We start from the raw sequence: 12,094 nt of genomic DNA, 5'->3' as shown, positions 1-12,094 counted from the left end.
CTCCGGCGATGCCCATCGGAGCGCAACCGCCCGGCCGGCACGGCACCGTCGACGAACCGTACAGCGCGCTCAACCTGCGGCTCGTCCTCGCCGCGTTCGGCTTCGTGGTGTGCACGGTCCTGTCCATCTGGCTGTTCCACGAGGGCTGGACGCTGCCCGGCTGGCTGCTCGCCGCGTGGGCCGTCGTCGCGGTGATCGACATCGTGGTGGTGCAGCTGCGGCGGCGGGCCCGGCATCGCGCCGAGGGCGACGGCGACCACTCCCTGTTCGAGTAGCGCGTCTTGCCGATCCCCTGGTCAGCCAGGGGGTAGCGTCCCTTTTCATGACGTACGTCCGGTTCGGGGCCCTTCTCGTTTCGCTCGTGTGCGCGGCGGGTCTGCCAGCGCCGGCTCACGCCACTCCCGCCGCGGCCACCCCCGGTGCGGGCGCCGCCTGGGACGCCCGGGAGCTCGACCGGACCAGCTTCACGGCCGGCGGCGTCGCTCTGCCCGAGCATCCCCGCTACCACTACCGCCACAACCGTCGGCCGGAGAAGCGGCGGGCCGCGGCCGGCACGCCCGCGATCGGCACCCAGCGGGAATGGGTCGGCCTCGACGAGACCACCGGCAAGGTCTATCCGAAGACGTACCGCCTGCGGGCGGTCGGCCGGCACATCGAGGTGTGGGTGGCCGACGACATCGCGTTCCCGGCCGGCGACTGCCGCAAGGACGCGGTCGACGTCACCGAGGCGCAGATCGCCGACCTGATCCACGAGTTCGACGACACGATCTATCCGAAGGAGACGACTGCTTTCAGCACCCCGCCCGACCGGGACGGCACCAAGGCGGCCCGCAGCGGCGACTACACCGGGGACGGCGACAAGACGGTCACCCTGGTCGACAACATCCGCGACGACAACTACTTCCACTTCCCGAAGGCGGTCACCTTCGTCGCCGGGTTCTTCTCACCGCAGCTCAATGAGATCTTCGACCGCAACGTCATGACGATCGACGCGTACGACTGGAAGCACCGTCTCGGCGCCGCACCCGCCGACGAGCCCACCGGCGACCTGTGCACCAGCCGCCCGGCGCACCCCCGGATGTACGAGAGCACGTTCGCCCACGAGTGGCAGCACCTGCTCGAGTACTACGCCGACCCGGCCGAGGAGACCTGGCTCAACGAGGGCCTGTCCGACTTCGCGCAGACCCTGGTCGGCTATGTGGACGGACGCGCCGGCGTGCACGACCCCGGCAACGACAACCACCTGTTCTGCTACCAGGGCTACGGGCCGGTGAAGACGAAGTACAACCCGGACCCGCGGCAGTGCGGCGGACCGCAGAACTCCATGAACCTGTGGGACGAGGGCGCGCCGAGCGAGGTGCTGGCCGACTACGGCATCGCCTACCAGTTCCTGCTCTACCTGCGTGACCGCTTCGGCCTGCCGACGATCTCGCTGCTGCACCGCGACGGACTGCGGCGCGGCCTGGGCGGCGTCCAGGCGGCCCTGCCCACCGGCACGGCCCTGTACGACGTGCTGCACGACTTCCAGACCATGACCCTGGTCGACGGGATCGTCGGCGAGCCCGGCGGCGACATGAAAGGCGCACCCATCGGCCGGGTGACCGCCGACAGCCTGCGCTCGACCGTCAACCTGGACAACCCGTCGGCGTACGACCGCCCCGGCGCCGCGCCGAACGGTGCCGACTACGTGCCGCTGCCGACGCCGCTGCGGTCGCTGTCCTTCGAGGGCGGGAAGGTGCTGCCCGCACTGCCGACCGGCTGGACCATCGCCGACAACACCCTGTTCTCCGGCAACACCTCCAATCTGGACTCCCAGGCCGTCCTGCCGATCCGGGTTCCCACCAAGTCACCGACCCTGAGGCTGGAGACCTCCTACGCCCTCGAGGATGCCTACGACTTCGCCTATGTCTCCGTCTCCACCGACGGCGGCCGGACCTACACCCCCGTAGCCGGCGACCGGAACCGCAAGGGCACGCTCGGCCCCGCCCTGACCGGCCTCAGCGGCAAGGTGGTGACGGTCAGCTACGACCTGAGCGCCTACGCGGGCAAGAAGGTCCTGCTCAGCCTGCGCTGCACAACCGACGACGTCGTGAACCGGGGTGGCTGGCGCATCGGAAAGATCACCCTGGGCGACAAGACGCTGAGCGACGGCAGTTCACTGGCGGGCTGGCGCTCCCCCACGGCAATCGTGCCGACCCCGGTGCACGCCTGGCACGCCACGCTGGTCGGCATCGACGGCCACCGGGCCCGCCAGGTCCCGATCGAGAAGTGGGCCGAACTGAAGGCCTACCCCAAGGTCGTAGCGATCATCGCCTACGACGAGCCCACCGAGAAGGTGACGCAGTACGCCCCCTACCGCCTGGTCGCGAACGGCAATCTCCAGCCGGGCGGCTAAGACCCCGCGTTGAGGTGCCGGGCGGACCCCTGTGCGTGCCGGTGTCCTCGCCCTGGCGGACATATCGCGTGCAGTAGCCGTCCTTCTCGATCGTCGCCACGGTCTCGAGTTCGAACGGCGGGTCTCCCGGGTAGACAGTCGTGGTGGCCGGGTCGTTGACGTGCGAGAGGCTGACCAGTAACTCCCGCTTCATCCCGGCTCCCTCGATCTCGTTGCCCCGAAACATTGACACTGTCATGGTGACAGTGTCAAGCTCGCAGCGTGTGGACGATGGAAGAGTTGGTCGAGCGAGTGCGCCAGGCCCTGGAGGCCGAATACCCCGGCGCGCCGAACGGTCGTGTCCGTGACGTGCCCGACCGCCGCGCCATCCGGTGGTATACGACGATCGGCCTGGTCGACCGCCCGCTCGGCATGCGCGGGCGCACGGCGCTCTACGGTCCCCGCCACCTGCAGCAGCTCGTGGCGATCAAACGCATGCAGGCCCAGGGCCGCAGCCTGGCCGAGATCCAGGCCGACTTCGTCTGGCTCACCCCCGAGGCTCTCTCCGAGGCTTCACGGGTGCCGCCCGGCCTTCTCGTCACCAGCGAGGACGGGGTGGACGACGGCGCGGCCACCCGGCACTCGCCGCGGCCACGATTCTGGGCCGACCAGCCGGCCGCCGACGCCACCGCGCCGACGGAGCCCTCCACGCCGGCCTCGACCGCGGAGCCACCCGTGCGCCGCGCCGCGCTCGGCCTCTCCGCGACCGACATCCCCGCCCCGGTGCACGGCGTCACGCTCGGCGGCGGCGCCATCCTGCTCCTGCCCCATCCCGCGTCCGACGGCGACCGCTCCGAGATCGCCGCGGCCGCCGCTCCCCTGCTTCGCCTGCTCGAGTCCCGTGGCCTGATCGATGGGAGATTCTCATGACCGTTTCCGTCACTCCGATGAGCCCGGGTGAGCTCGACCGCATCCGGATCCTGCCCGACGCCGGCTTCGGCAACCTGGTCACCGACCGGGGCAACCTGCCGCTCGACCGGCTCGACGTCCGCGCCCGGGTGAGCGGGCTGACCGCCCGCACCACGGTGGTCACCGAGTTCGTCAACGTGCACGACACCGCACTCGAGGCGACCTACGTCTTTCCGCTCCCCGACCGGGCCGCGGTCACCGGCATGACGATGACCGCCGACGACCGCACCGTCGAGGCCGATTTGAAGGAGCGCGGCGCCGCCCGCGAGGCGTACGACCAGGCGATCGCCGCCGGGCAGCGCGCGTCGATCGCCGAGGAGGAGCGGCCCGACGTGTTCACCATGCGGGTCGGCAACATCCTGCCCGGTGAGCGCGTGGTGATCGAGCTGCGCCTGGTCGGCCCGCTCCCGTTCGAGGACGGCGCGGCCACATTCCGCTTCCCGCTGGTCGTCGCGCCGCGCTACGTGCCCGGCACCCCGCTGCCCGGCCCCTACGTCGGCGACGGCCAGCTGCCCGACACCGACGCGGTGCCCGACGCCTCGCGCATCTCCCCGCCCGTGCTGTTGCCGGGCTTCCCCAATCCGCTGCGCCTGTCGGTCGGCGTCGCCATCGACCCGGCCGGGCTCACCCTCGGCGAGGTGCGCTCCAGCCTGCACACCGTCACCGAGCAGGACGGCACGCTGAGCATCCAGCCGGGCGAGCGGGCCGACCGCGACTTCGTGCTGCGCATCGGCTACGCCGGCGGCACCGAGACGGCGATCGCCGTGCCCGACGAGACGGCCGATGAGCCCGGCGGCGTCTACCAGCTGGTCGTCCTCCCCCCGGAGAGCACCGCCGCGGCCCACCCGAAGGACGTGGTGCTGCTGCTCGACCGCTCCGGCAGCATGGGCGGCTGGAAGATGGTGGCCGCCCGCCGCGCCGCGGCCCGGGTGATCGACACGCTGACCACGGCCGACCGCTTCGCCGTGCTCACCTTCGACCACCAGATCGACCGCCCCGCCGACCTCGGCGACGGGCTGGCCGAGGCGAGCGATCGCAACCGTTTCCGCGCCGTGGAGCATCTGGCCCGGGCCGATGCCCGCGGTGGCACCGAGCTGCTCGCCCCGCTCACCGAAGGGCTGGGCCTGCTGCGCGCGAGCGAGGGCCGTGACCGGGTGCTGGTGCTCGTCACCGACGGCCAGGTGGGCAACGAGGACCAGATCGTCCACGACGTCACGGCGCTGATCGGCACCACCCGCGTGCACACGATCGGCATCGACCGCGCGGTCAACGCCGGCTTCCTGGGCCGCCTGGCCGCACTCGGCGCCGGCCGCGCCGAGCTGGTGGAGAGCGAGGACCGGCTCGACGAGGCGATGGAGCACATCCATCGCCGGATCGGGGCGCCGGTGGTCACCGGCCTGCGGGTGGAGGCGACCGGCCTGCGGTTGCTCGACGACGAGCGCACCCCCGCGCGGCTGCCCGGCCTCTACCCCGGCGTGCCGCTAGTGATCTCCGGCCGCTTCGCCGGGAAGCCCGGCGGCAGCCTGACGGTGACCGGCCGCACCCGCGATGACCAGGAGTTCCGCACCACGGTCGAGGTGCACGAGCGCACCGAGCCGGCAATCGCCGCCCAGTGGGCACGGGGCCGCCTGCGCGATCTGGAAGACGCCTACGCGGCCGGCGACCGCAGCCTCGAGCAGCGGATCGTCGCGACCTCGCTGCGCTACCGGGTGCTGTGCCGCTTCACCGCGTTCGTCGCGGTCGACAGTCGGGTGGTCAACGAGGGCGGCCAGACCCGCCGCGTCACCCAGCCGGTCGAGCTGCCGTCCGGCTGGGAGAGCGGCGGCGATGTGGCCCCCGCGATGCTCCGCATGAGCGCCGCGGGCCCGATGCCGCCCGCCCCGCCGTCCGCGGGCGCGCCGGCCGGCCCGGCCCGGTTCGCCCCCGCCCGCGCGGAGGCGGCCTCCGCGGGCCCTCCACGTTCCCGGGCTCCGATCGGCTTCGCCACCGTCCCGTCGATGCTGCGGGCGGGCAAGATGGCGGTCCCGGCCGGCGCCGCTCTCACCCTCGACCAGGTGCGCGAGATCGCCGCCACCGAGGCGAAGCGGCTGCACGACGCCACGGCGCTGCCCGCCTACGATCGCCGCGACCTGCTGGACGACCTGTCCAGCCGCCTGGCGGTCCTGCTCGGCTCCCTGTCCGACAAGGAGTTCAGCCCACTGCACGACCTGGTCACGCTCCTCGACGGCGACGCCACCCTGGACGAGAAGTGGGCCAGGGCCGTGGAGGTCCTGACCGCCTTCGGCGGCGGCAGCCACCAGCCGGAGACCGAACGACCGTCCCGGAAGACGTTCTGGAAGCGCTGAGCCGCTGCACACCGACGGCCACCGAACACCCGAGCCGGAACGACGCTGAGCGGCTGCGCAAAAGGCGGATGCCCCGCCCCCGGGAAAGGGGCGGGGCATCCTGGACCCGGTCAGTGGACCGGCGGGAGCACCTTCGCGGTGTTCGGGGCCGGCAGGCCCTGGGCGGCGATCTGGGCCGGGGTGGCCGCGGCCAGGTCGAACGGCACCGAGTCGGCCTTGGCGTCGTCGTCGTTGTCGAGCGGGACGCGGAACGGCTGCTGGTCGCCCATGCAGGTGATGCCCTTGGCGGGCAGCGAACGGTAGAGCAGGTAGCGGTCGGTGGCACCGGTGGCGCACGCCGACGTGCCGTAGGCGGTGTGGCCCCAATTGTTGCTGGACAGCAGGCGGCTGTTGGGCAGCAGCTTCGACGACGCCACGGCGTCGGCGTAGTTGGTGGCCGGGTCCCAGAAGCTTCCGACGATCAGGACGGGGTGCTTGGTGTGCATGGTGAACGGACCGGTGTAGGCGTCCTCGTCGCGGACCGTCCAGTGGTCGCCGGCGCACTGGACGCTGGCCCAGGCCCAGGCGCGGCCGAAGTACGGTGCCCGCCGGTCGGCGTTCGCCGAGGCCTTGGGCCAGGTCGTGCCGTGCGCGGGGTGACGGCCGTCGGTGCACATCACCGCGGAGTAGGCGTCGAACGAGTTGTCGTAGGGGAACGCGCGGCCCTCGGCCTGCTTGCGCATCCGGCGGAACAGATCGGCGGCAGCGGTCAGTTTCGCCCGGCTGGGCCGGTAACCGGGGGTGGTCAACGCGAAGACCTCGGCGGCCAGGCCGGTGACCTCGGTGCCCGCGTCCGGCTGGTAGAGGGCGCTCAGCACCATGCTGATGAACCCGGCGTAGGTGAGCGTCAGGTCGTCGACGACCAGCGGCTTCTTCTTCAGGCGCTCGGCGATGACCCGGAAGTTGCCCATCGGGCTCGCGCTGAACGCGCACTTCGTGCTTCCGGCCGCCGAACAGCGGCGCAGGATCTCGGCGAGCGCCTTGTACGCGCCGTCGGCGGAGTGCAGGCGGTCGTCCTGGATCTGACCGGCCGTCTTCGCGGTGCCCACCCAGGCCCGCGGGTTGATCACACCGTCGACGGCGACGGCGCGGAAACGGTCGGGGAACATGTTGGCGTAGTACTGGCCGAGCGCGGTGCCGTAGCTGAAGCCGAGGTAGGTCAGCTTGCTGTCGCCGACGGCGCGGCGCATCACGTCCATATCCCGGGCGACCTCGGCCGTCGACATCGCACCGGCCAGCTCACGGCCGGTGGTCGAGCAGGCGCGGGCCATCTTGCCGGCGGCCGTGATGTAGGACTTCTCCTGGGCGGCACCCCACGGGAAGCCGATGTTGAGCCGGTTCATCACCGGCGTCTGGCGGGCCGCGTCACCGAAGCAGTTGACCTGGTCGCTGAACCCGATGCCGCGCGGGTCCATGCCGACGACATCGAAGCGGTCCAGCAGGGCGTCGCTCAGGAAGTACGGGGCGGCGAGCGCCATCGAGACGGCGGAGCCGCCGGGGCCACCCGGATTCACGAACAGGCTGCCGATCCGGTGCTTCTGGTCCTTGGCCTTCACCCGCAGCAGCGCGAGGGTCACCTGCTTGCCGTACGGCCGGTCGTAGTCGAGCGGCACCTTCGCCGTCGCGCACTGACCCCAGCCGTAGCAGGAGTACCAGCGCAGCTTCGGAGTGGCGACCGCGTCGACGCGGTGCCGCTCGGCGGCACCGGTCCGATCGCCGGAGGCCGCGGGTGCCGCGACGACCGGCGTGGGCGCGATGATCGCCCCGGCCAGCGCCAGACCCGCGGCGCCGGCCGCGAGCAGACGGGTGGAGAACCGCATGTGTGACCTACCTGGTGACCCGGTCCCCCTGTTGTCCCGGATAGTCAGAAAGGTAGATTCGCGGCGGTTCTTCTCGGTTCGCGGTAAAGGTGTAGGTCCGTTGCGGCCGTTCAGTGTCCTCTTCCCGACCGTTCGGACATCGCAGCAGGTCAGTATGCGTCCTGTCGGCCCCGACGGGCCCATCGCACGGAAAGTCGGATGTTTCGGCCCGGGCGTGTCCCCCGCCGCCGCGGGTAGGTTGGGCGCTCGATCGTCTCTGACAAGCTCGATGGCGGCGGGTGATTCGTGACGGACGACGACTACGACGAGGAGCGTGACCCGCTTCTCGTCCGGCCCTATCTGCATGGTGACGCGGGCGCCGACAGCGGCGACCCGTCCACGCAGACGTGGCCGTCGGCGACCACCCGCGAGGTCCGATCGCAGATCGCTCTCGAGGGCGCCGACGACCCGACCGCCATTCTTTATCTGCCCGAGCCGCCCCGCCGACAGCACCACCGTCTGCTGATCGTTGCCGCCGCGCTCGCGCTGATCGTGCTCGGCGCCGGTGCGGCCGCCGTTGCCGCGCTGCGCACCGACGGCCGCCCGACGGCTTCGGCGACCCTGGCCGAGCCGCCGGTTCCCGCGCTCACCGGTCTGGTCCCCACGGCGAGACCGGAAACTTCGGCGGTCACCTCATCGCCCGTACCCAGTAGATCGTCGCACCGGAGCGCGACCGCCGCGGCGACCGCGACCAGCGGCAAAGCCGCCTCCGGCAAGCCGAGCGTGACCGGCACGGCCGCCGAGGACGGTAAGACGGTGATCGCGCCGGGTGACGCCGTCGCGCCCGAGCCGCAGGTGACCGAGCGGACCGGCACGATCCGCGGACAGAACGGGCTCTGCCTGGACCTGAACGGCGGGGTGGCGATCGCGTTCAACCACATCCAGGTCACCGACTGCAACGGCACCGCGGCGCAACGCTGGACGCTGGCCACCGACGGCACGCTGCGCGTGCAGGGCATGTGCGCGCTGATCCTGGGCGACGACACCGTCCACATCGTCGGTTGCGACGGGCGCACCACGGCCCGATGGCGCACCTCCGGCCAGCTGATCATCAACGCCGCGAACGACAAGTGCCTGACCGACCCGGCCTCCGGCGCGACGGCCGGCACCGCCGTCACGGTAACCACCTGCAACGGCCGAGCCAACGAACGCTGGTCCCTCCCCTGAGGATGCGCCGGCCGGGCTGAACCCCGCACGCCGGCGGTCGGCCCGGATGCGGGGGCATCGACTGAGCGACCGGATCGGGCTCGCCGCCGGCGGTTGAGCGGTGAAGCCGGGTGTGGGACGAAAATGAGGTGCGGATGGCGCTGGGTGGTCGTAGAACCGGAGGATGGGCTCTCGACTCTCCGCCGTCTGCTTCGCCGCGAACCAACCGGACCGGGTCGCGCGATTCTGGGCTGAGCTGCTCGGTTGGGAGCCGGTCGGCGATGCCACTCTCCGGTCGGGTGACGACGGCGGGTTCCGGATCCGGTTCGTGCCGACCGCCGAGCCGAAGGCCGGGCAGAATCGCGCGCACTTCGACCTGACCAGCGAATCCCTTGAGCAGCAGGAACGGACGGTGGCGCGCGTCCTCGAGCTCGGCGGCCGGCACATCGACGTGGGTCAGCTCGCGGAGGAGGGTCACGTCGTGCTCGCCGATCCCGAGGGCAACGAGTTGTGCGTCATCGAGCCGGGGAACAAGTTTCTGGCCGACTGCGGGTTCATCGGGGCGCTGGCCTGCGACGGTTCGCAGGCGGCCGGCTATTTCTGGAGTGCGGCGCTCGGGTGGCCGCTGGTCTGGGACCAGAACCAGGAGACCGCGATCCAGTCACCGCTCGGCGGCTCGAAGATCAGCTGGGGTGGCCTGTCGCCGGAGCCGAGGGCCGGCCGGGATCGGGTGACGCTCGAACTGACCCCGGCCGGCAGCGATCGGCAGGCCGAGGTCGACCGGCTGGTCTCGCTCGGCGCGACGCTCATCGACTCCGGCCGGGACAGCGTGCGGCTCGCCGACCCCGACGACACCGAGTTCCGCCTCGTGGGCCCCCCGAGGGAGCCGGCCGAGGAAGCAGCCCGCCGCCCGGCCGCCTGACGCCACCGCGCGAAGAGACAGCGGACGGACGACAGCCACCAGACCCACCGCGCGAGCAAACGAGCCGCAGGCGCGACCGCGCGACGAACTGCCCCTCGGTCCTAGAGCGACTTCGCGAGGGATTGGCCCGCTGTGCGGCCGCTGAACAGGCAACCGCCGAGGAACGTACCCTCCAGGGCGTTGTAGCCGTGCACTCCGCCGCCGCCGAAACCGGCCACCTCGCCGGCCGCGTAGAGGCCGGGGATCGGGGTGCCGGCCGCGGACAGGGCGCGCGACTCCAGGTCGGTCTGGATGCCCCCGAGGGTCTTGCGGGTCAGGATGTGCAGTTTCACCGCGATCAGTGGGCCCGATGCCGGGTCCAGGAAGCGGTGCGGGGCCACCGTGCGGCCGATCCGGTCGCCGCGGTAACGCCGGGAGTTGTGGATGCCCTGAATCTGCGAGTCCTTGCTGTACGGGTTGTCGACCTGCAGGTCGCGCGCCTCGATCTGGCGGCGGATCAGGGCGGGGTCGAGCAGCGGCTCGTCGGTCAGCTTGTTCATGCCGGCTACCAGGTCGTCCAGCGACGTGGACACGATGAAGTCGGCGCCGTTGCGCTTGAACGCCTCGACCGGGGCGGGCGCGCCCTTGCCGAGGATGCGCTCGCGGACGAACGCGCGGCGGTCCTTGGCGGTGATGTCCGGGTTCTGCTCGGAGCCGGAGAGCGCGAACTCCTTGCGGATGATCTTCTGGGTCAGGATGAACCAGGAGTGATCGTGCACCGCGATGTCCGGGGTCGTGCGCAGGTGACGCAGCGTGCTCATGGTGTCGTAACCGGGCAGGCACGGGTCGGGCAGCCGGCGACCGAGCGCGTCGAACCACATCGACGACGGGGCGGGCAGGATGCGGATGCCGTGGCCGGGCCAGATCGGGTCCCAGTTGCGGATGCCCTCGGTGTAGTGCCACATCCGGTCCCGGTTGACCAGGCGGGCGCCGGCCTCGTCGGCGATACCCAGCATCCGGCCGTCCACATAGGCGGGCACGCCGGTGACCATGCTCTTCGGCGGGGTGCCGAGCCTCTCCGGCCAGTACTCGCGGACCATCTCGTGGTTGCCGCCGATGCCGCCGGTGGTCAGCACGACCGCTTGCGCGGTCAAATCAAAGTCCGCGGTCTCGTCGCGGTTGGAGGTGATGCCGCGGGCCGAGGTGTCCGGGGCAAGGACCTTTCCGCGTACGCCGGTGACGGCGCCCGCGGTCACGATGAGTTCGTCCACCCGGTGGCGGTGATGGAACGTGACGAGTCCCGCCTCGGCCGCTTTGAGCACCGAGGCCACGAACGGTGCGACCACGCCGGTGCCGGTGCCCCAGGTGATGTGGAAGCGCGGCACGCTGTTGCCGTGGCCGTCGGCGCGCAGGCTGCCGCGTTCGGCCCAGCCCACGGTGGGCAGCCAGCTCAGGCCGAGCGACGAGAGCCAGGAGCGCTTCTCGCCGGCGGCGAACTCGACGTAGGCGCGCGCCCACTTGGCGCCCCAGACGTCCTCGTCGTCGAGGCGGTCGAACTGGGCGCTGCCCTGCCAGTCCGACCAGGCCAGCTCGACGGAGTCGTGCACGCCGAGGCGGCGCTGCTCGGGGGTGTCGACCAGGAAGAGGCCGCCGAAGGACCAGAACGCCTGGCCGCCCAGGTTGGCCGCGTTCTCCTGGTCGACCAGGGCGACACGCTTGCCGGCGGTGACGAGCTCATGGGTGGCGGCCAGACCGGCAAGGCCGGCGCCGACTACGATGACGTCCGCATTCACGATTCAGGAATGTATCGGATACATCTTTGTATTGGATAGGGTTCGACGAGTGCGGGTCACGAAGAGGCGGGCCGAGACGCGGGGCCGGCTGCTGGAGGCCGCGTTCCGGGTGTTCGCGGCGAAGGGGTACGGGCAGGCGCGCATCGACGACGTCTGTGCCGAGGCCGGCTACACCCGCGGCGCGTTCTACTCGAATTTCGCCACCCTCGACGAGCTGTTCTTCGCGCTGTACGACGAGCGCGCGGCGATCATCGCGGCCCAGGTGGCCGACGCGCTGACCGCGGACGGGTCCGCCCCGATCGAGCCGTCGATCCACGCGGTGATCGCCCGGACCGCCGCGACCCTGCTGCTGGACCGCGACTGGCTGCTGGTCAAGACCGACTTCCTGCTGTACGCGGCCCGCCACCCCGAGGTCGCCACCCGCCTCGCCGAGCACCGCACCCAGCTCCGCACCGCGATCGAGAGCCGGCTGCGCGGGGTGCAGGGCCGGCTGGCGCTGCCGCCGGGCGTCGCCGACGTGCCGGCGGCGGCCCACGCGGTGGTCGCCGCCTACGACGGCGTGACCGTCCAGCTCCTGCTGGACGGCGACATGCCGGCCGCCCGCACCTGGCTGACCCAGCTGCTCATCGCGTTGCTGGTCCGCTGAACGGCGCGGCCCCAGCAGGCGG

At 71.6% G+C, this 12,094-nt stretch carries 9 protein-coding genes; 7 read left to right on the top strand and 2 right to left on the bottom strand.

Translation table 11 applies throughout. The annotated features are described in order from the left end of the window. The first annotated feature begins 8 nt into the window (after nucleotides 1–8). The 4 genes from Ato02nite_RS01165 to Ato02nite_RS01150 all read left to right on the top strand — a co-directional run bounded on the left by Ato02nite_RS01165 (nucleotide 9) and on the right by Ato02nite_RS01150 (nucleotide 5,688). A complete protein-coding gene (locus Ato02nite_RS01165) occupies nucleotides 9–275 on the top strand; it encodes a hypothetical protein (RefSeq protein ID WP_213004427.1) in 267 nt (88 codons plus the stop codon). Between the two features lie 47 nt (nucleotides 276–322). Then, nucleotides 323–2,395, top strand: a complete 2,073-nt coding sequence (locus Ato02nite_RS01160; RefSeq protein ID WP_213004426.1) for a M6 family metallopeptidase — start codon at nucleotides 323–325, stop codon at nucleotides 2,393–2,395. Nucleotides 2,396–2,665: 270 nt separating this feature from the next. Then, on the top strand, nucleotides 2,666–3,304 hold the full coding sequence (locus tag Ato02nite_RS01155) for a MerR family transcriptional regulator (RefSeq protein WP_246605950.1): 639 nt from the start codon (nucleotides 2,666–2,668) through the stop codon (nucleotides 3,302–3,304). After that, the gene (locus tag Ato02nite_RS01150; protein WP_213004425.1) at nucleotides 3,301–5,688 is read left to right on the top strand and encodes a VIT domain-containing protein; all 2,388 of its coding nucleotides are present in this window, start codon (nucleotides 3,301–3,303) and stop codon (nucleotides 5,686–5,688) included. Before Ato02nite_RS01155 ends, Ato02nite_RS01150 begins: the two co-directional genes overlap by 4 nt. A gap of 110 nt (nucleotides 5,689–5,798) precedes the next feature. Here Ato02nite_RS01150 and Ato02nite_RS01145 read toward each other — a convergent pair whose 3' ends face one another. After that, nucleotides 5,799–7,547: an alpha/beta hydrolase gene (locus Ato02nite_RS01145; RefSeq protein WP_213004424.1), complete on the bottom strand. Its 1,749-nt coding sequence runs from the start codon at nucleotides 7,545–7,547 to the stop codon at nucleotides 5,799–5,801. Nucleotides 7,548–7,832: 285 nt separating this feature from the next. On the opposite strand from Ato02nite_RS01145, the gene Ato02nite_RS01140 reads away from it, so the two are divergent. Together Ato02nite_RS01140 and Ato02nite_RS01135 are read left to right on the top strand one after the other, a co-directional pair. Next, nucleotides 7,833–8,753, top strand: coding sequence for a ricin-type beta-trefoil lectin domain protein (locus Ato02nite_RS01140; protein ID WP_213004423.1), 921 nt, complete (start codon nucleotides 7,833–7,835; stop codon nucleotides 8,751–8,753). A 163-nt stretch (nucleotides 8,754–8,916) separates the two neighbouring features. Then, on the top strand, nucleotides 8,917–9,654 hold the full coding sequence (locus Ato02nite_RS01135; protein ID WP_213004422.1) for a VOC family protein: 738 nt from the start codon (nucleotides 8,917–8,919) through the stop codon (nucleotides 9,652–9,654). A gap of 101 nt (nucleotides 9,655–9,755) precedes the next feature. Here Ato02nite_RS01135 and Ato02nite_RS01130 read toward each other — a convergent pair whose 3' ends face one another. Further along, nucleotides 9,756–11,426 carry an FAD-binding dehydrogenase gene (locus Ato02nite_RS01130; RefSeq protein ID WP_213004421.1) on the bottom strand — a complete coding sequence of 557 codons (1,671 nt, stop codon included), beginning with the start codon at nucleotides 11,424–11,426 and terminating at the stop codon, nucleotides 9,756–9,758. 49 nt (nucleotides 11,427–11,475) lie between these two features. On the opposite strand from Ato02nite_RS01130, the gene Ato02nite_RS01125 reads away from it, so the two are divergent. Continuing rightward, entirely contained in the window at nucleotides 11,476–12,072 is a 597-nt protein-coding gene (locus Ato02nite_RS01125; RefSeq protein WP_213004420.1) for a TetR/AcrR family transcriptional regulator, read from the top strand. Nucleotides 12,073–12,094 lie beyond the last annotated feature (22 nt).

It is taken from the genome of Paractinoplanes toevensis (assembly GCF_018332695.1).
Taxonomy (GTDB): domain Bacteria; phylum Actinomycetota; class Actinomycetes; order Mycobacteriales; family Micromonosporaceae; genus Actinoplanes; species Actinoplanes toevensis.
The sequence above is the reverse complement of the archived record's forward strand: the minus strand, read 5'-3'. Positions and strand labels throughout refer to the sequence as shown.

Excerpts from the sequence above, each read along its gene's own strand:
- Ato02nite_RS01165 (WP_213004427.1), top strand. The coding sequence starts at position 9 with ATGCCCATCGGAGCGCAACCGCCCGGCCGGCACGGCACCGTCGACGAA.
- Ato02nite_RS01160 (WP_213004426.1), top strand. The coding sequence starts at position 323 with ATGACGTACGTCCGGTTCGGGGCCCTTCTCGTTTCGCTCGTGTGCGCG.
- Ato02nite_RS01155 (WP_246605950.1), top strand. The coding sequence starts at position 2,666 with ATGGAAGAGTTGGTCGAGCGAGTGCGCCAGGCCCTGGAGGCCGAATAC.
- Ato02nite_RS01150 (WP_213004425.1), top strand. The coding sequence starts at position 3,301 with ATGACCGTTTCCGTCACTCCGATGAGCCCGGGTGAGCTCGACCGCATC.
- Ato02nite_RS01145 (WP_213004424.1), bottom strand. The coding sequence starts at position 7,547 with ATGCGGTTCTCCACCCGTCTGCTCGCGGCCGGCGCCGCGGGTCTGGCG.
- Ato02nite_RS01135 (WP_213004422.1), top strand. The coding sequence starts at position 8,917 with ATGGGCTCTCGACTCTCCGCCGTCTGCTTCGCCGCGAACCAACCGGAC.